Below are 18,658 nucleotides of genomic sequence, written 5' to 3' on the forward strand. Positions count from 1 at the left end.
ATATACAATGGATTTTGGTTAAACATTTTCATTAGTTGGTTATTTTCTTAATCGAACAGACTATTTTCTATCATTAAACTAGCCGCAGCTAACAACTCTGCCTCATTACTTAAAGTAGAGAACATTATTTCTGTTTGCTCAGCTATTCGGGGTATACAAAATTCATTAAGCGCTTGCTGAATTGCAGGAAGAAGCATTTTACCTGCTTTGGCACCTCGCCCACTTAATACAATTCGCTCAGGATTTAAAATATGGATTAAAGTGGCCAAACCTTTACCAATCTGAAATGCGGCATCAGCTAAAATAGATATAGCCAGAGGATCTTGTTTTATTACTGCATTTAGGAAATGATCTGCATGGCTTTTACTTTTATCTTTAAAAAGAGTTCTTAAGCTAGTTTCCTCCCCATTTTTTACCGCTGCTTCTGCTTTTTGTACCATTATCAGAAGAGATGTTTCAACTTCAAGACACCCCCGTTTACCACAAGAGCACAATGTATTTGAATTAGAAAGCGGTATATGACTAAATTCGCCAGCATAGCCGCTGCTGCCTCGGTATAATTTACCATTAATAATCATCCCTAAGCCTGTACCCCAGCCAATATTGACCACGAGTACATCTTTTAAATTTCTTGCTTCTCCAAAATTTAATTCAGCCAGGGCTATTAAACTTGAATCGTTATCTATATAAACAGGTAAACCTATCTTTTTAGAGAGATAAGCTTGTAGACTTATATCTTTATCGACCTGCATAAAGGAATAGTTCATACCTTTTTCTGCATTGATAAAACCGGGCATCCCAATACCAATACCCAAAAAATATTCCTTATCAATTGCCGACTTCTTTATACAATCATCAATAAATGCGATCAAAGTATCGGCACTTTTACTCATAGTCATATCCAAGTCAATCACCTGGGTCGGCAAAACCTGATGATTCGACAAATCATATATTGTTAACTGAGTAGTTAATTGATCCATAGCTACAGCTATTATGTACCGTTTATAATTGGGGTTTAATAAAAAAATTAAGGGTCGGCGACCTCCTGTTGATGGCGCCAATCCCTGTTCGATAATTAATCCCTCTCCCACTAAAGCATTTACAGCAGATGTTATTAAAGGCAAGCTTTTTTTAGTGCGTTTACTTAAATCAATGAGTGATGACTTCTTTTTGTAATAAAGCTGCTTGATAATGTCAGCTCTTAATTGCTGCCCTTTTTTAATTATTGCCGACATCTTTAGTTTAGTTTACATAAAAGTATAAATAAAATAAAAGAAATGCAAACTTTTTAAAAATTTTAATTACATGATCGTTTATATCTAAATAATTAATCAAAAACTAAGATTTATTGCTAAATCAAGAGGGAAACACTTACTTAAATTTAAAAAGTGAAATACACTTTAAGATGATTGGAAGTTCTTCATTCGAAAGTTCATAAACACCTGGCCCGCATCTGGAAATAGCCATTATTATATATAGCTGGTATCATCTTTTGTTAAAAAATGTTAAATCAGTTTGAAAATTTTATTTTGTTTTTTTGATTTGCTCCCACAGACAAACTATTGAACCGACATTTTTTTAGGCTATTATTATAAATTCTAGTGTTTAGATCATGTTAGTAAATTTCTCACTTACCCACCTTCATGGAAGGTGCAAATCTTTATTGTTTTTTCTATTCCTTTTTGGATTACACCCGGGATTGCATGCCCAGGGTCAGGTTGCAACTATCGACGGCAAATCCGCTTTTACGGCAAGGCTGATCAATATCGAAGCCGCAACGAACGAGACATTTCGTTACAATACGACCTTACGTAATGGATCTGCAAAGCAGGCCCTTTACGAGTTCAAAACGAGTTTGCCGATCGGCTGGATGATCAGTTACAAGGTAGATGGTAACCAGGTGGCCTCTTTAAATATTGACCCTGGTACATCCCGGGATGTATCTATAGAGATCAATGCCACAGCAAGCACCACACCTGGCAAGTACAAAATACCTGTAAAGGCAGTTGCAAATGAGGATACCCTGTCCCTAAATCTGGAGGCAGTTGTAAAAGGGTCCTATGGAATAACCTTAACTACACCAACCGGGAAGCTGAGCGAAGAGCTTACCTCCGGCAGTCATAAGGAAATCCTTCTGGAGGTAAAGAACTCGGGTACACTGCCATTGAATGATGTTGAACTCACCTCACAATTGCCAACCAATTGGGAAGCCTCCTTTGAACCTGCCAAACTTAAACAAGTGGAGCCGGGAAAAAGTGTAAATGTAACTGCAAAGCTTAAAGTTCCGGACAAGACCATCGCAGGAGACTATGCTGCTACCTTTACCGCAACAAATAGTAATAGCAACGCCCAGGCAGCCTTCAGGATGGTTGTTACAACTTCATTACTCTCTGGATGGATCGGTATTTTGGTTATCCTTTTAGCCATTTCACTGGTATATTATCTGATCCGCAAGTATGGCAGAAGATAGAAGAAATGAAGGATCCTATAATACAACTGAAGGGCCTAACCAAATGTTATGGCCCTCAAAGAGCCGTAGATGATCTGAGCCTCAATATCAGTAAAGGAGAGATCTTTGGACTACTGGGGCCTAACGGAGCAGGTAAAACCACAACTATACTCATGATGCTGGGGCTTACTGATCCAACCAATGGTACTGCATTTGTTTGTGGCTATAACGCAACAAGTAACCCCATTGCTGTAAAAAGAAAAGTAGGTTACATGCCCGATAGTTTAGGCTTTTATGATAACATGACAGCGCTGGAAAACCTAAAGTACATCGCAAGGTTAAATGGCCTCTCCGAAAATGAAATCAGAATACGAACATCAGAGCTGATGGAGATTGTTGGGCTTTCTTCGGTGATGACCAAGAAAACATCAACTTTCTCCCGAGGTATGAAACAACGCCTCGGCCTGGCCGAAGTATTAATTAAGCAACCAGATGTGATCATTCTTGATGAACCAACCCTGGGAATTGATCCAGGCGGCGTACAAGAGTTTCTGACACTTATAAAGCGTTTAAGCAAAGAGCAGGAATTGACCGTTCTGCTTTCTTCACATCATTTACATCACGTTCAGCAAGTATGCGATCGGGTAGGGATCTTTGTAAAAGGCAAATTATTGGCCCAGAGCAATATAGAAACCTTATCGGCCGATTTGTTTGGCCACATGGGACATGTTGTATCTATAAAGTCAGCACATGCTATTCCTCAGCCCTGGTCGCTGCAACAGGAACTGGAGCAATGGGAAGCCATTAAACAGATTACAATAGATAAAGAAACGATAGTGTTTGAATGTAAACAGAACATTACACCGGCACTGGTCCGCTTTTTTGTTGAAAACGGATACGACATCCTTGGGGTACATCAAAAAGACTATGGCCTGGATGACATCTATCAAAAATATTTTGAAGACATTAATTGAAAACCATGAACAGTCAAATTAATATATATAAGACCGCAAAAGGAATCCGGAAATCCAATCCCTTTGGTGTAGTCCTTCACAAGGAAATGGCAGATCATATCCGAAGCTGGCGCTTTATTGTGCTGATCGGGTTGATCATACTAACGTTTATTAGTTCAATGTACGTGTCCTTAGGTAATATCCGCTCAGCCATAAGCAATACCAATGATCCGGATCACACTTTTCTATACCTTAAGTTATTAACTACCACTGATAATTCCACGCCGCCCTTCCATGTGTTCCTGAGTTTTCTTGGCCCCTTATTAGGTATCAGTCTGGGGTTCGATGCCATCAATGTAGAGCAGAACAACGGAACGCTTACAAGAATTATGGCACAGCCCATTTATAGGGACAACCTCTTGCTGGCCAAGTTTGTAAGTGCCATGATCATGGTAGGCACCTTATTCTTCGTATTAACTTTGTTGATGACAGGAGGAGGTCTGATCCTGACAGGGGTAAGGATGGAGCCACAGGAACTGTTAAGGATACTAGGCTTCGTGGTGATCAGCGTTATCTATGTAGGCTTTTGGCTGAGTTTGTCTATCGTACTATCCATTAAGTTCAGGCAAGCGGCTACTTCAGCACTTACCGCTATAGGTATATGGCTATTTTTTACAGTATTTTACCAGATTATTGTCAATCTTGCAATCAGGTCCATTCTGCCTGATCCCAGTTTTTTGAGTCAGGACCAAATCCTGCGTTACAACGAGTTTATCCTCGATCTGTTGCGAATCGCACCCAACCAGCTTTATACAGAGGCAAGCACAACCATGCTGATGCCATCCGTTCGAAGTCTTGGTCCGATGACCATGGAGCAAATGGCCGGGGCAATACCTGCGCCTTTGCCATTCAGAGAAAGCTTAATGATCGTGTGGCCTCAGGTAAGTGGTCTCATAGGAGCAACCGCAGCTTGCTTTGCGCTTTCCTACTATCTGTTTATGCGCAGGGAGATCCGGGGTTAGCATGTCTGACAGCTGGAGTTAAGAACTGGACCTGGCCACCTCTTTTGCGGAACCTGGCCATATGGAATAATCCCCAGGCTAAGCATGCGGAAAAAGAAACCGAGCAATTCATAAACACCGTTACATTATTTGGCCAGCATCCCGGTCCGATCCTGCTACAGACCGGCGACAATTTTGGCCCGAAAAAGTTTACGGATTTGGGATTAGTTATCAAACAGCATAATAAGAACGCCACAATGTCATATTCATTGGCTTTTTTACCTGTCCACTTTCAGAAAGTCTATTAAAATGGGCTGTCTTCTTCTTTTGTGTCGGCATGAATAAATTTTATTGAAGCTCCCACTCATCAGTTCATCTGCAATAGATTAATATTTAAGATAATGATAAAGGAGTTGGAATAACCTATAATTAAATACTGTCACGACCATTTTGTTTCTTTGCTGGGCTCAGGCGAGACCGAAATAACCTCTTTCTTCCATTCAAAAAGCCTGTTCATCGTCTTCTTCATAATGTTCTGTTTACTGAGCCTTTGACTGTTTATGAAATAGCCTCCGCTCTTCTTGATATTGACGCTCTTCCTTCCCCATCGGCAGCATAGATCTGAGCAGTTGCCGGATTTTCTTACGCTGGGAAATCATTTTTTTCTTTGGTACCTGCTGTATATAAGTCAGCTTATATACAGCGGCTTCTCTCCCAGGTTTTGATCCTTCTCTCATGGCAATTATTATTTCCATCAAAGATTGAGGTTGAAATTTTGAGGTATTCCCATGCTGGGAACAGAACGGGACTTGTTCTTAAAAAATGGCGGCTTATCAAAGCCTGTAATATCTTGTTCAAAAAATACTATTGTTCATGAATCATGAACAATCAAAAATAATGAACGACCAATTTTGCAAAGATTACAGTACAATTAAACCCTCATATTGATGATTTCTGGTGGAACAATATCCCTTCGCTACAGGGAATTAAATGTATAGGAAATGGAACGAAGAAGAAGGGAATATTGATTAGGAAGACCATAATAGAGAGGTAAAACATTTTCCTCTGAAATCTTAGTCTCCTGGTAAGGCGTCTTCTTCAAAATCGCCATGGCTTTCAAATTGTTGTTTAAGCTCAAGCCGCTTAAATTCGCCACTCTCTTCCAAAAAAGCTTCAAACTTATCTAGAGTATCTTTCATGGCTAAATTTAACTTTAATGTATTTTCACCTTTGATAATAACACCATCACTTATCATCTCCTTAATCATAGACCAATTGTTGTGGAGAGCGGTTTAAAAATTAGCTGAGTGTTTGAAAATCATTCAATTTAAGTCATCTGAAGTCTAATGAAGAAATCATTATCTTTACAATTATGAATTATAAAAACGAAATAACTGTGAGCACGACTGCTGTAATAGGCAAAAAATACCCTATCTATAAAAGCGATTTTAAGATTGGTGATGCCGAGTTTTTAAAAAAGGATGGCGACCTATTTGAATTTGACATACACTTATCAAGTGCAAATCCAACCAATTACCAATATAAATTCGACGTCGACAGTAGTACTTACGAACTGGTATCAATGAGAGCAATTCCGAAATAGGAGCTGCAAAAAGTAATAATTAATAATTGTTTTACCTTAGATTCTATTAATCATCTATTTTCCCATCCTATCCCACTTATGCAAAAAAAGCGGCTATCAATCTTAATACTCTTATTAATTCTCATATCTAGTAGTTCCTTTAATATCCTGCCAAAGGATGTAATAAGGAACGATTTCAAAAAGTACTATGATAAATTTAACGTACAGGGTTCATTTGTAATTTATAATCAGAAAGAGGCTGAGTACACTTATTATAATAAGGAACAAACTTCTCAGGCGTTTACTCCTGCATCCACATTCAAGATTTGCAATACATTAATTTCACTAGATAGCAAAGTTATTAATGATGAAAATGTAGTGATCAAATGGGATGGTAAAGAACGTCAAAATTCCGTTTGGAACCATGATACGAATATGAGAGATGCTTTTAAAAATTCAACTGTTTGGTTCTATCAGGAATTGGCGAGAAGAGTCGGAGAAACACGAATGAGAAATTTGATAAAAAAGGCTCGTTATGGAAACTGTGATATAAGTGGAGGTATTGATGCATTCTGGTTATCTGGAGGCCTTAGGATATCACCAAATCAACAAATCGAGTTTCTAAGAAAGTTGCAGGGTAGCAAACTCCCATTTTCTAAATCATCGATGGATATTTTAAAAGATATTATGATCGTTGAGAATAAATCAAATTACGTAGTACGTGCAAAAACTGGTTCCGGCAAGCAAGATGGTAAATACATTGGGTGGTATGTAGGTTATGTTACTACTAAAGACAATATTTTTTATTTTTCAAATTGCATCCAATCGACAGAGAAAAATCCAGATTTTAATAATGCCCGTACTGAAATTACAAACAGCATTCTTGATGAAATAGGTATTTTGAAATAGGTGCATTCGTAACATTATTCATCAATCACTACTCCCTATTTATTTTATAATACTGTACGAATTTGAAAATATGATGTAAAGTGTAATGCCTCAGTTCCAGAGATGGATAATCATACAAGCAGATATTTGAAATCTACTTTCATAAATCAATACTTTCCATAATCATCCATTTGCAAAGTTGACACTTATAGAAGAAGAATGGCTTAACGCAGAAGAATGTTATGTGGAGTTCCAAACTGGCTATATTAAGTTCAGCTTTGATCGAGAGACTGGCATCTTCACGATTGAGAATGACACGCATTCTAAAATGGGACCTTATTACCGCGTTGAAATAGGAGAAGTATAATTTTCACAACAAGAACTCCACATTTTCCTTAATAGGTTATCCCAATTTTATAATTAATAGCTAAACCCATAACTTTTGGCTTGATCTAAACAATCAGATGGCTTAACACTAAAATCTCAGTCCTAAAATCGTCCTAAAAAAAGATAAATATTATCTTTTTACCCAAAAAAATAGCCCTCAAACGTTGATTTGAAGGCTATTTTAATTCGGTGGAGAATAGCGGAGTCGAACCGCTGACCTCTTGCCTGCCAGCAAAGCGAGCTAAACGCCCAGCTGAGCTTCCAAAGCCTCTTTTCCTGCCTTTATTTCAATGTGCACGAATAAGTGCACGGTACCTAACGGGGTTTATAAATCTGTTAATTGTTACAATATAGTAAATCGACCGCTTAAATGTTTAGTATTAATTATGGTACTCAACCAAGCTTTCAACGCAATTAAGCAAAGGAGGAACGGAATAAATGGACTGTGTGGTGCTATGTGAGCGTTTATGCCGTAGTTCCTTTAAGCGTATTGTGGTGACAAGCCTTAACTTTGTGTAATGATTAATACACCTGCTAACTCTATATCCACAGTTTTTACCTAATTGTACTTATATCGCGAAGGTTTAGATTATGGATATTAAATGCTGCCAGTGCTTTTACTAGTTACTTGATTTTGGTTCAATCTGATAAACATCACACCCTTCTAAGGAAGCTAACTTCCCAAGTAGCTCTTGTGATCCACCAATGTAAGTGAATTCTGCATCGTAATTAGTAACAATGCACCATTCTTTTGTGTCTGGGTAAATCGCAGTAGGATTATCTAGGATATCATCTCGATTCCAAAGCACTTCAAGTTCTGACAATCTCCCGCGATAGATAATCTCATTACCAAACCAGTCGGAGGTCTTTAAAAGACAATAATAATAGTTTACCTCTATATCGCCATACAGATTAAGAATTACATCTCTAATTCTCTGTACTTGTGTATTTTCCAAATCACCATCAGCTGGAAAAGAAATATTCGATGGCCACTGTTGATCCTTCAACAGCAGTAACCTGATACGTTCCTGCGCTTCGATTGCACTCTGTAAATCAAAATGTTCTCCATACAACTTAAAAAAGTTAGGCCAAGTGATTGCTTTGTAATCGAACTGCTTCTCATTCTGTTGAAGACTATCCTGAGATAGACACTTTTCAGTCTTAATCCAGAATGGGTGAAAGACTATAGCATACCTCTCAAATATCAAAGGGCATAACAAAGTTAGATAGTACCAAAGTATTTCATTTGGTGCATACTCAATCTCATTATCTAAGGCAACGTGATCACCTAACGATGCATGTGTGGCTATCCATTCAGGTAATACAGCGTTTATCTTCTTCATTTAATTTACAATTGACACCCTAAAGTAACGTTTCATTCTTTCATATCCACATTTTGTTACTGTTTCTCTTATTAAGCGATAAGGCTAGATTTTGGATATTGAGCTACCTACACTTTTTCTATAATCTGGGTTTATACCCCCTATTTATAAACTGTAGGTTTTACACTTTGAGCAGATGAATTAAACCAAAATGCGTTTTGCTTCGGTTCTTGACCAGTACTTATTGATATGGATGAAAGTAAGGCGGGAAAATGTTGATATAGCTATTTGCTGAGGGGGTTGCAATTGGGTGGATGTGGTTCGGGGAGTTTGTTGTTGCTAGTCCAACCTTTATGTCTTACAAGGTTAAAACACACCTTGCTACTCGAAAGATTTACCTTTTAAACAGACAGGAACAACAGCTTACCCACCTTATAATGCATCTATCAGTTATTTTTTATCTTCAATTACTATTACATCTTTAATCAGAAAATCGCGCTTCACACCGTACCTTAGATATTTACCTATTAACATCTGGGCTCGGACTTTTACTTTCGGTCCATATTTATCCCCCCATGAATCCACTAATCTAAGCAACCTGCCATCATGGCCACCCGCGAGAGGCATAAAGATAGCGGTATCTCTAAATTTAAATGCAGCACATGCATCAGTATACTCCCACCCCAACTCAGGATGTTGGTCTTGAAACTGTAAAAATCGATCCCTATACGGGCCTAAAATCTCTCGGGCCTCCATGCCATATCTCGCTGTGAACTCAATATTTGTTATAGAATATCCTGCATTCGGAAGAACCACCGAAGTCTTCAAGAGCGAATCAATATCAACTTCGGCGTATTTGTTAGTTAAAATACTTTGGCAGAATGATTGATTGCAGCCAAGAACAATGTATACTGTGAACAATAGTAACTTCATCGGTTCATTATAAGGTTCTGTAGTCATTTTCTGTTGACTGCTAATAAAGATACCGTTATAAGATTTAATATAAAAACGAGCAAGTATCACCGTCCTCAATGTTGAGACGATAAGCTTACCTTTGTGGAGTAGCTAATATACAACTTCAGTACTTCGCATAAGCTATTAGATGAATGAGAATAGTAACCCCTAACCCTCCAAGTATAAACCCACCGATAAAAAAGAAATTGCCATCTCCATTGGTTGAAGTAAAGCCATAACCTAAGGAATACCATCCTGTCCCAATAAGAATTAAAGCGACTATCGCCTTTAGTGCATTAATTAATCCATTCATATATTATAACTAATATAGTTGAAAAACTCAATATATGCTCACCGTAACTGCGAATGGAGTGAAGGTGTCAACTGGAAGAGCGCTAAGCGTGGCAGTTGACTATGTCTTGACACTAGGAACTGGCAAAGCATTTGAAAGTAGGGATGTGCTTAGGATGATCAAATGGTGTGACAGTTGCGCAGACTGAACGACCCGCAGGTGAGCCTCACTGAGAACCGCGAATAGATTTGTTAGTGACGAAACTTTAGGAGTTGCTATCAAAGATATAAGGAGTGGTTCATGAGCTGCGTCGCTTGCTGATAGCCAAAAATGATGACAGATTGCATATGGGCAGATTAAGCCAGGATTGCGAAGCATCCTAGCTGTGTGTGTTGGGGCAAGTGAAGTGAAGATGTGCTTGTAAAAGCTTATCAAGCGAACGTCATCTGGCGTTATTTTATGGCCAAGCTTAGTCTGCTGCGAATACCGCTCTTCCTGTGTCTTGCTTTGTTCAAAACCCACAGACTTACTGATAGCACGAATGCTCGCAGTGCAGTTAGTAGATAGTCACTACAGAATGTATACCTTATAAATAGATGACCAATCCTACCCATTCACGGCTTAAGCACCCCTTTTTGTGAAGGGGGATGGATTGGAAAGGAGATAACAGGCGCTACCTAATGGCCAGCCAAGAAGGGATCGGAAACGCTTTCCTTTTCAGCATTGAAGAACCTCCATATTATTGGATCAGGGATGTTGCCTGGATTGAAGTTCTTAACGACATCATATTGCTTGATCAGGAACAGAAACTTTGGACTACCATAACCCGGAATCAATGAGTTATAAACTATTGCATATAGTTCATTCTGCGAGAGTTGAGCTCTTATCAAACTTGTATAAAAGCTTCTTCTGTCATCAGTTATCAAAGGTGATAGGTGTACATATTTGAATATATGATACAACTGTCGGAAGTAGTGATTCAATGTGTTTTCAAACTCTGCATATCTTGTTCGATACGTTGTATTTAGCTCTTGCTTTAATTCATCGAAGGTTGCAAACGGAATAGGTGGGCCCGTTTCTACAGCGGCAGTTTCCTGGTTTATGATGGAACCTTGAGTGAGGCCTTCAGAAAAGTCATCTAACTAGAAGCCGAGAACAACAAAAATGCCTCTCAGAATTAACTGAAAGGCTTTTAATGGGTGGAGAATAGCGGAGTCGAACCGCTGACCTCTTGCCTGCCAGGCAAGCGCTCTAGCCAGCTGAGCTAATCCCCCCTTGGCTAACGGTAATTACAAAATCACCCGAGTGGGGCAAAAGTAATTAAATTTAGAAACCCTACAAATTAAATATTGAAATAAAGATAAATTCAATTGTCCGCAGCCAGGTTGATATTCTTTAGGGATTCTATTATTACCAGGGCAAAAGCACTGATCTTTAAAATATTGTTCATATTTTAGCGACACACACAATTTGAACACTAATTTTATGCGTCTATCCTTATTCTTGCTAACTACGTTATGTTTCTTTTGCTCTACAGGCATAGCCCAGACCATACAACAAAACAGTGGCTGGTTATTTTTAATGAATACAACCAAGTTCAATGATAAGTGGGGTGCACATCTGGATGTTCAGCTGAGAAGTGCCAACAACTGGGAACAGCTAAGGAATTTCATGTTCAGGCCTGGAGTTACCTACTACATTAACAACAAAAATGAAGTAACATTAGGCTACTTATTAAATGAAACCTTTACCCAGTTAACGGGTGTTAGTGACAATAGATTAACTGAACACAGGATATGGCAGCAATACATCTACAAACACAAAATCAGCACAATACTTACCAGCCACAGATTTAGAACAGAACAACGATTTATTGAAAGATATGGAAAAAATGATCTGTTCTCTCAACGTTTCAGATATTTCTTAAGATTTATTCTTCCGTTAAAAAAAGGGCAAGAGAACTTTGATAAAGGCCCGTTTGTGGCATTACAAAATGAGGTATTTTTAAACCTGCAGAATAAAGACGATCTAAATGGCCATGTATTTGACCAAAATAGGGCTTATGGCGCTGTGGGATATAGATTAAGTAAAAAACTAGATATTGAGGCTGGTTATCTAAACCAAACTTCTAAAGGTTTAAATAACTCTACTATGAACCATGCAATTCAGCTTGCTTTATACACACGCTTTTAAATATTAATTCGTTTATTTAAGCATATAAAATTTAAAAAATGAAAAAGACATTTTTGTTTGCCTCCATGTTATGTATGGTAGGCTTTAATGCAATTTCTAAAAATGCTGTTGGTGCCACAGCCTCATTTGCTAAAATCTATACCCCATCTTCTGATGACAGAAATGTAAAAAACTTCACCGGTGTTGCTGCGGGAGGCCCAATTAATGTTGTTATTAAAATGGGTAATACTGAAAGCTTAAAGTTTGAGGGTGATGCAGAGGCTATTTCTACTTTAGTAAGTGAAGTTAAGGGCAACATACTAGTAATTCGCCCAAAAACAAGCTGGACAAGCTGGGCAAAAAAGTATGAAGGTAAAACCATTACTGCATACGTAACGGCAAAAGACATTACCAGCCTAACAATGAGTGGCAATGGGAGCATAATAGTATCTGGTGCATTAACCAGTGGCGAATTTACAACTACTCTTAGTGGTTCTGGAAGTATAAAAGCAAATATTACTGCAGACAAATTAACCGGAGTTATCAGTGGTTCTGGTGATCTAAACATAAGTGGTAAGACAGACGTTGTTCAGGTTACGATTAGCGGATCAGGAAATTTAAATGGAAAAGCGCTAACAACCAACAGATTATCAACAAGAATTAGTGGATCTGGCACTGTAAGTATCAAAACTGACGGTACGATTAAAGCATTTATAAGTGGATCTGGTAAAGTTTATTACACTGGAAATCCTACTATCGAAAAAACCGTGATAGGCTCAGGTGGTGTAAGTGAATTATAATGAAGCAAATATTAGGGATCTTTATTCTCGCGTTTCTGTTCTCTTCTGTAAAGGGTCAGGAGTTGACTCATTTTGCAGATAGTATAAGGGTTAAAAATGAAATACCTGAATTAAGTTATGCTGCCCTTACTGCCGATAGCGTATTGATAAAAAATGTAATTGGCTTTAGGCAATCCAACGTTCAAAATGATCAAACAAAAGCCAAGGCTGATGATTACTTTCATCTGGGCTCTAACACAAAGGCAATAACCGGTTTTATCGCAGGTTACCTGGTTGAGAGCAAAAAGATTACCTGGAACACAAAGTTTTTCGCCTTATTTCCGGAATGGAAAAAAGACGCCAACCCTGCTTTTTATGAAATTACACTTCTCGATCTTTTGTCGCACAGAGCACATGTTAAGCCCTATACCAGTGGTGCTGAGTTTCAATCCTTACCTAAATTTGCCGGCACTAAGGACGAGCAACGCAAGTTGTTTGTAAAATATCTGATCAGCAATGATGCACTTGAAAAAAACAATGAAACCTATAATTACTCGAATGCCGGATACAGTGTTGCCGCAGCTATGCTTGAAAAAGCCAGTGGAAAAACATGGGAAAGACTACTTGATGAGGTACTTTCAAAAAAACTTCATTTACGATATAAGCTAGGTTGGCCAAACAGAACGGACATAAATCAGCCCTGGGGACATTGGATTGAAAATAACAAATTAACGCCTCTATCTTCTCATACAGATTACAATTTAAATTTGATTGAACCTGCCGGCGACATAAGTATGCCATTAAAAGATTACATTAAATTTGTTCAGCTAAACCTATCGGGGTTAAGAGGTAAAAGCAATTTCTTAAAAGCTGAAACTTATAATTACCTGCATTATGGATTAAAAGATTATTCAATAGGATGGCTTAATGTAAATATGCCAGATAAGCATTCATCTGAACATGCTGGTTCTGCAGGTACTTTTTACTGTTATACCTTAATTAACAAGGATAAAAATGTTGCTTATATTATTATGGCCAATTCTGCTACAGAGAGCACCCTTACAGGAATATTTAAGCTTCTCGAAAAGATGATAAAAACTGTGGAAAGTAAAATGTAATAAATTAAAAAGTATCGAACTTTGTAATGCGCTCCTGAACAATCTGTAATTTCCCTCTTAATTCATCTGGTTGAAAGGGCTTACTCAGATAATCGTCCATTTTACACTCCTCTATTTTTTCCCTTACCTCATCAGATGCCGAAGCCGTAAGCGCGATAATATGAACATTTGACTTGTTTGGATCGGCAATTTTTCTGATCATCTTAGTTGCAGCATATCCATCCATTACTGGCATGTTCAAATCCATTAATATTACATTAAAATCATTTTCAGTAGCCAATCTTACAGCCTCTTCTCCATTTTCGGCAATTTCAACCTGGGTATTCCAGGTCGATAAGAGTTTTTTCATGAACAATATATTCATTGCATTGTCTTCGGCCAGAAGGATTTTTAGCTGATCAATATCCACTTCTTTCTCCTCTGTTGTATCTGCTAAATGAACCTCAAGTTCAGCGGTTGCATATTTAATATCAAAATAAAATCTTGTTCCCTTACCTACCTCACTATCTATAACTATTTTACTTCCCATCTGCTCTAACAAGTGTTTTACAATGGAAAGGCCTAATCCTGTACCACCAAAATTCCTCGTAATACTTTTTGAAGCCTGCAAAAAAGGTTCAAATATAATTTTTTGCTTTTCCGGACTGATACCTATTCCTGTATCTTTAACTGAAAACCTTATTACAATACCATCCTGGTTTTTTCTCCTGATAATTGCGCGCACTTCCACCATTCCTTTTTGGGTAAATTTAATGGCATTGCTAACCAGGTTAAAAATAATCTGGACAAGTCGTGTTGGGTCGCCAATTACTTGCTGTTTTCCAATCTGCTTATCTATTTGAACATGATAATTTAGCCTCTTTTCTCCCGCCTTGGCACCAAAGCCTGCACAAGCATTTTTTATCAAAGTAGAGATATCAAAAGGAATAGACTCCAGTTCTATTTTTCCTGAATCTATTTTATTGAAATCTAAAATATTATTTATCAACGACAGCAAACTCTCGGCTGAGAATTTAAGCACATCAAGATTTTCCTTTTGCTCTTTATTGGGATTATCGCTTAATAAAACATTTGACATTCCTATCACCGAATTCAAGGGAGTCCTTAATTCGTGAGACATTGTAGAGAGAAAATCTGTTTTAGATTTAACAGTAAGCTGAAGTTCCTCATTAAGTACCCTTTTCTCATTAAGAGTTCCATACAAAACACTATAAAAATAATAATGAGATGCTGCTATAGCAACAAAGTTGATCCCAATTACGAATATTGAAATTGTATGATTGTCATATTGGCTACTAAGAACCATAATATCATTTCCACGATGAGTAAGTGCAAAGCACATTCCTATTGTAAAAATTGAACAATAAGCAATACCCCATCGTCTGCCCAGCCCGTAGAAACTAAAGGTCATGGCCATAAAAATATCTTGCATGATGGGGATGCTTACAGTATGAAAAAGTAAGTCTCTTATAATAAAAATGGTGATTGCTATTAAGGCAATATGTATTAATGCTTTTACAGTTTCTGGCCTGTAGAGCAACAGTTTAAGTACTAACAGTGTAATTAGGAGTGAAACTGAATCGTCGATAAGCTTATTATAGCTATGGCTGATTAAATGATCGGTAACTGACAGTCCAATTTTTGGAAAATTTAACAGGAAAACGATGAAAAACACAGTTACCTTGGCTCTTTCAATAGGATCAGAGACGTTAGCTAGGGTTCGTTTGAGAGACCAATTAAATGCAGATAAATCGTTCACTATTAGGCGCTAATAAGACTCCAAAGATACCAGTTTTAATGATATACAAAAAATTTGTCTTGCAAAGGGGATTTGTATAATAAATTGACCCTGTTAATGTGCAAATTTAAAGAGGTGGGTAAATATAATAATTTTCATTATTTTAGACAACGCAAAGTGCCGGAACGATTGAGCTGTTCAAAATTGCACAATGCTTGTTCACTTGTGAACAATAATAACCCAATAGTAAATTAAACGGCTATCCTTAGTCTTATGCACATTAATATTTTAACTGGCATATTCTTGGCTATACCAGCCTATGGAAAACATACATCATGACCGCAACAATTAGAAAGTACCACATCTTAAGAAAAGAAGTGATCAAACAGCTCTACTATGGCAAAATGCTCACTTTAACTGAATTGAGTTCTCTAAGTAATAAAAGCTTACCATTAATTACCAATGCTGTTAATGATTTGGTAAAAGATGGTTATGTTCTTGAACACGGCCTTGCCCCTTCAAGTGGCGGCCGAAGACCCCTCACTTTTTCATTGAACCCCCAAAAACAAATGTATATCATTGCTGTGGCTATGGATCAGTTAGTAACCCGAATGGTTATTTATGATTTGTTAAACAGACCTCAAAATATAACTTATACCCTCTCCCTTAGTTTAGCGGAGGATGCTGATGCTTTGACCAAATTAATTCAATTCATCAGATCCAATATAAAACTTTCAGGAATTTCATCTGATCAGTTCCTGGGTATTGGTATAGGGATGCCGGGTTTTGTGAATGCAGAACAAGGGGTTAATTATACCTTTCTTAAATCTCCGGAAGAAAAAGGCTTAAGAGACTATTTAAAGAAATCTATTGGTTTACCTGTATTTATTGAAAATGACTCCAGCTTAATTGCTTTCGCAGAACTGAAATTTGGGATTGGAAGAGGTTTTAATGATATTATGGTTATAAATATTGGCTGGGGAATTGGCCTTGGAATGATCATTAACGGCAGCTTATTTAAAGGGCATAATGGGTATGCTGGTGAATTTAGTCATATCCCTTTAGCTCAAAGTAACAAATTATGCTCATGCGGTAAAAGAGGATGTTTGGAAGTAGATACCTCATTATTAGTTCTGGTTGAAAGGGCCAAATCTGAAATGGCAGAAGGGGTAAGCTCAAGCATGGAGAATTTATTTAAAGATGAATCGAGATTACACGGAGATCATTTTCTGGACGCGGCAAGGGCTGGAGATCCTTTAGCCATCTCAATCTTGTCTGATGCCGCATTTTTAATAGGAAAAGGAATTGCCACATTAATACATATTATGAATCCGGAGCTTATAGTTTTAGGCGGAAGAGGAGCTGCAGCAGGTAAATTTTTAATGGCACCAATACAACAGGCAATCAACGAATTTTGTATCCCCAGATTGGCGGAACATACAGAAATTAAAGTCTCGGGCCTTGCCTCTGAATCAGAACTTTTAGGTGCGGCAACATTGGTTGTTGAAAATTGCGATTTTGCTTAATCTGAATATTGCATTGCTTTAAATATAAAAGGCACCCTATTAAATCAATAGGGTGCCTTTTATATTTAACTATTTTAGTTCCTATACCAAAAGGTGTGGTTTTTCTTTGTAAATTTTCCAAAGTAATTCCCCAAAAATTGTGTTTGACCACGCAAACCAGGATCTGGTAAAGTCCTTAGCATCATTTTTATTAAAGGATTCGTGCATAAATCCTGTACCCCCATGACAATTTTGTAATGTTTGCAAACATTGTTTAATCTCTGCATCATTATTACTTGTTAATCCTCGCATTACCACACTAATTGGCCAGATCTTATCTAATCCTGTATGTGGACTGCCAATCCCTTTTCCGGCCTTGCCTTCAAAATAGAAAGGATTTTCCAATGATAGAATTAGTTTACGTGTATTAATATATACCGGATCATTATGCTTTACTGCCCCTAAATAAGGAAGGGCCAGTAAACTTGGTACGTTAGCATCGTCCATAATATTAAAACTGCCGTAGCCGTTTACCTCAAATGCATAGACTTTACCAAACTGAGGATGTGTTACAACAGCATATTTCTGTAAGGCATTTTCAACTTCGGTTGCCAAAGCCAAGCATTCATTTGCCAGAGCAGTATCCTTGTTTACAGCCTTTAAAATTTGCGCCGCTTGTTTTAAACTGATCACCGCAAAGAAGTTTGATGGTATCAGAAAATTATAAATCGTTGCATCGTCACTTGGGCGGAAAGAAGAACAGATTAACCCAACCGGTTTTACAGGGTATCCGTATCCACTTAGCGGCACACCATCAGTAGCCCATGATGTTTTACGCTGAAAATGATATGGTCCCTGACCATTCTTTCTTTGCTGCTCCTTAAAAGTTTTAACAATTAAGGCAATTGCATCTCTCCAGGTAGTATCAAATGGAGCAGTATCTTTTGTTAAGGTCCAATACTGATAACTTAACCGGATTGGATAACATAAGGAATCGATTTCCCACTTACGCTCATGAATACCAGGCTTCATGTCTGTAATATCGGTTTTCCACTCTCCCTCTTTAGTTTCATCACCATAAAATGCGTTGGCATACGGATCCTTATGGATACACTTTATCTGATGATTAATTACACCTGCAATCATGTCGTGCAGTTTTCTATCATCCTTTACAAGAGATAAATATGGTGTTACCTGTGCAGTACTGTCTCGCAGCCACATCGCATCAATATCACCTGTGATCACATAAGTATCTGGCTTGCCATTTTGTTCTGTATAAGTTACAGTAGTATCTAGGGTATTAGGGAAACAGTTTTCAAACAGCCATCCTAATTCCTTGTTTTTAACATTCTTTTTGAATTCGGCTATTGCACTTTCTACAGCTTTACTTTGAAAGTGTCTTTTTGATTCAGGTACTCTGACAACAGGAAAATCAGGTGCCGCAGCAAATGATACTTTGTCTACCATAAGGCCGGCTGCCAGTAGCCCTGTGTTTTGTAAAAAGATTCTTCGTTTCAT

General features: G+C 37.8%; 18 protein-coding genes and 1 tRNA gene. 9 read left to right on the plus strand and 10 right to left on the minus strand.

The features are described from left to right. Positions 1-47 precede the first annotated feature (47 nt). Positions 48-1,235 carry an ROK family protein gene (locus CPT03_RS14535; RefSeq protein ID WP_099439526.1) on the minus strand — a complete coding sequence of 396 codons (1,188 nt, stop codon included), beginning with the start codon at positions 1,233-1,235 and terminating at the stop codon, positions 48-50. A gap of 377 nt (positions 1,236-1,612) precedes the next feature. On the opposite strand from CPT03_RS14535, the gene CPT03_RS14540 reads away from it, so the two are divergent. From CPT03_RS14540 to CPT03_RS14550, 3 genes are all read left to right on the plus strand, one after another. Beyond that, on the plus strand, positions 1,613-2,470 hold the full coding sequence (locus tag CPT03_RS14540) for an NEW3 domain-containing protein (protein WP_099439527.1): 858 nt from the start codon (positions 1,613-1,615) through the stop codon (positions 2,468-2,470). A 5-nt stretch (positions 2,471-2,475) separates the two neighbouring features. Further along, a complete protein-coding gene (locus tag CPT03_RS14545; protein WP_099439528.1) occupies positions 2,476-3,423 on the plus strand; it encodes an ABC transporter ATP-binding protein in 948 nt (315 codons plus the stop codon). Positions 3,424-3,554: 131 nt separating this feature from the next. Then, positions 3,555-4,424 carry an ABC transporter permease subunit gene (locus CPT03_RS14550; RefSeq protein WP_245869851.1) on the plus strand — a complete coding sequence of 290 codons (870 nt, stop codon included), beginning with the start codon at positions 3,555-3,557 and terminating at the stop codon, positions 4,422-4,424. A 518-nt stretch (positions 4,425-4,942) separates the two neighbouring features. On the opposite strand, the gene CPT03_RS14555 is transcribed toward CPT03_RS14550, so the two are convergent. Beyond that, complete coding sequence (locus tag CPT03_RS14555) at positions 4,943-5,158, minus strand: hypothetical protein (protein WP_157766460.1); 216 nt, start codon at positions 5,156-5,158, stop codon at positions 4,943-4,945. Between the two features lie 318 nt (positions 5,159-5,476). After that, positions 5,477-5,671, minus strand: coding sequence for a hypothetical protein (locus CPT03_RS14560; protein ID WP_099439531.1), 195 nt, complete (start codon positions 5,669-5,671; stop codon positions 5,477-5,479). A 104-nt stretch (positions 5,672-5,775) separates the two neighbouring features. Between CPT03_RS14560 and CPT03_RS14565 the strand changes: the two genes are divergently transcribed. Continuing rightward, positions 5,776-6,006 carry a hypothetical protein gene (locus tag CPT03_RS14565; protein ID WP_099439532.1) on the plus strand — a complete coding sequence of 77 codons (231 nt, stop codon included), beginning with the start codon at positions 5,776-5,778 and terminating at the stop codon, positions 6,004-6,006. Between the two features lie 78 nt (positions 6,007-6,084). Then, entirely contained in the window at positions 6,085-6,894 is an 810-nt protein-coding gene (blaOXA, locus tag CPT03_RS14570; RefSeq protein ID WP_099439533.1) for a class D beta-lactamase, read from the plus strand. Between the two features lie 986 nt (positions 6,895-7,880). On the opposite strand, the gene CPT03_RS14575 is transcribed toward blaOXA, so the two are convergent. The 5 genes from CPT03_RS14575 to CPT03_RS14595 form a co-directional block, all read right to left on the minus strand. Then, a complete protein-coding gene (locus CPT03_RS14575) occupies positions 7,881-8,603 on the minus strand; it encodes a hypothetical protein (RefSeq protein WP_099439534.1) in 723 nt (240 codons plus the stop codon). Positions 8,604-9,032: 429 nt separating this feature from the next. Continuing rightward, positions 9,033-9,542, minus strand: coding sequence for a hypothetical protein (locus tag CPT03_RS14580; RefSeq protein WP_099439535.1), 510 nt, complete (start codon positions 9,540-9,542; stop codon positions 9,033-9,035). Between the two features lie 118 nt (positions 9,543-9,660). Beyond that, the gene (locus CPT03_RS14585; RefSeq protein WP_099439536.1) at positions 9,661-9,849 is read right to left on the minus strand and encodes a hypothetical protein; all 189 of its coding nucleotides are present in this window, start codon (positions 9,847-9,849) and stop codon (positions 9,661-9,663) included. Positions 9,850-10,505: 656 nt separating this feature from the next. Then, the gene (locus tag CPT03_RS23390; protein ID WP_410522614.1) at positions 10,506-10,811 is read right to left on the minus strand and encodes a putative phage abortive infection protein; all 306 of its coding nucleotides are present in this window, start codon (positions 10,809-10,811) and stop codon (positions 10,506-10,508) included. Positions 10,812-11,028: 217 nt separating this feature from the next. Then, positions 11,029-11,102, minus strand: a tRNA-Ala gene (locus CPT03_RS14595). 211 nt (positions 11,103-11,313) lie between these two features. Between CPT03_RS14595 and CPT03_RS14600 the strand changes: the two genes are divergently transcribed. Genes CPT03_RS14600 through CPT03_RS14610 form a run of 3 tightly spaced genes read left to right on the plus strand, consistent with a single transcriptional unit; the run spans position 11,314 to position 13,897 of the window. Continuing rightward, on the plus strand, positions 11,314-12,021 hold the full coding sequence (locus tag CPT03_RS14600; RefSeq protein WP_099439538.1) for a DUF2490 domain-containing protein: 708 nt from the start codon (positions 11,314-11,316) through the stop codon (positions 12,019-12,021). Positions 12,022-12,059: 38 nt separating this feature from the next. Then, complete coding sequence (locus tag CPT03_RS14605; RefSeq protein WP_245869853.1) at positions 12,060-12,800, plus strand: head GIN domain-containing protein; 741 nt, start codon at positions 12,060-12,062, stop codon at positions 12,798-12,800. After that, the gene (locus CPT03_RS14610) at positions 12,800-13,897 is read left to right on the plus strand and encodes a serine hydrolase domain-containing protein (protein WP_099439539.1); all 1,098 of its coding nucleotides are present in this window, start codon (positions 12,800-12,802) and stop codon (positions 13,895-13,897) included. Before CPT03_RS14605 ends, CPT03_RS14610 begins: the two co-directional genes overlap by 1 nt. 4 nt (positions 13,898-13,901) lie before the next feature. On the opposite strand, the gene CPT03_RS14615 is transcribed toward CPT03_RS14610, so the two are convergent. After that, the gene (locus CPT03_RS14615; RefSeq protein ID WP_099439540.1) at positions 13,902-15,656 is read right to left on the minus strand and encodes an ATP-binding protein; all 1,755 of its coding nucleotides are present in this window, start codon (positions 15,654-15,656) and stop codon (positions 13,902-13,904) included. Between the two features lie 314 nt (positions 15,657-15,970). On the opposite strand from CPT03_RS14615, the gene CPT03_RS14620 reads away from it, so the two are divergent. After that, a complete protein-coding gene (locus tag CPT03_RS14620; protein ID WP_245869854.1) occupies positions 15,971-17,161 on the plus strand; it encodes an ROK family protein in 1,191 nt (396 codons plus the stop codon). Between the two features lie 81 nt (positions 17,162-17,242). On the opposite strand, the gene CPT03_RS14625 is transcribed toward CPT03_RS14620, so the two are convergent. Next, positions 17,243-18,658, minus strand: coding sequence for a glycoside hydrolase family 125 protein (locus CPT03_RS14625; RefSeq protein ID WP_099441133.1), 1,416 nt, complete (start codon positions 18,656-18,658; stop codon positions 17,243-17,245).

The sequence above is a fragment of the Pedobacter ginsengisoli genome (assembly GCF_002736205.1).
In the GTDB taxonomy this organism is placed as follows: domain Bacteria; phylum Bacteroidota; class Bacteroidia; order Sphingobacteriales; family Sphingobacteriaceae; genus Pedobacter; species Pedobacter ginsengisoli_A.

Coding starts and splice junctions, on each gene's coding strand:
- CPT03_RS14610 (WP_099439539.1), top strand. CDS start 12,800: ATGAAGCAAATATTAGGGATCTTTATTCTCGCGTTTCTGTTCTCTTCT.
- CPT03_RS14540 (WP_099439527.1), top strand. CDS start 1,613: ATGTTAGTAAATTTCTCACTTACCCACCTTCATGGAAGGTGCAAATCT.
- CPT03_RS14585 (WP_099439536.1), bottom strand. CDS start 9,849: ATGAATGGATTAATTAATGCACTAAAGGCGATAGTCGCTTTAATTCTT.
- CPT03_RS14620 (WP_245869854.1), top strand. CDS start 15,971: ATGACCGCAACAATTAGAAAGTACCACATCTTAAGAAAAGAAGTGATC.
- CPT03_RS14560 (WP_099439531.1), bottom strand. CDS start 5,671: ATGATTAAGGAGATGATAAGTGATGGTGTTATTATCAAAGGTGAAAAT.
- CPT03_RS14565 (WP_099439532.1), top strand. CDS start 5,776: ATGAATTATAAAAACGAAATAACTGTGAGCACGACTGCTGTAATAGGC.
- CPT03_RS14535 (WP_099439526.1), bottom strand. CDS start 1,235: ATGTCGGCAATAATTAAAAAAGGGCAGCAATTAAGAGCTGACATTATC.
- CPT03_RS14575 (WP_099439534.1), bottom strand. CDS start 8,603: ATGAAGAAGATAAACGCTGTATTACCTGAATGGATAGCCACACATGCA.
- CPT03_RS14625 (WP_099441133.1), bottom strand. CDS start 18,658: ATGAAACGAAGAATCTTTTTACAAAACACAGGGCTACTGGCAGCCGGC.
- CPT03_RS14545 (WP_099439528.1), top strand. CDS start 2,476: ATGAAGGATCCTATAATACAACTGAAGGGCCTAACCAAATGTTATGGC.
- CPT03_RS14600 (WP_099439538.1), top strand. CDS start 11,314: ATGCGTCTATCCTTATTCTTGCTAACTACGTTATGTTTCTTTTGCTCT.
- CPT03_RS14555 (WP_157766460.1), bottom strand. CDS start 5,158: ATGGAAATAATAATTGCCATGAGAGAAGGATCAAAACCTGGGAGAGAA.
- blaOXA (WP_099439533.1), top strand. CDS start 6,085: ATGCAAAAAAAGCGGCTATCAATCTTAATACTCTTATTAATTCTCATA.
- CPT03_RS14580 (WP_099439535.1), bottom strand. CDS start 9,542: ATGACTACAGAACCTTATAATGAACCGATGAAGTTACTATTGTTCACA.
- CPT03_RS14605 (WP_245869853.1), top strand. CDS start 12,060: ATGAAAAAGACATTTTTGTTTGCCTCCATGTTATGTATGGTAGGCTTT.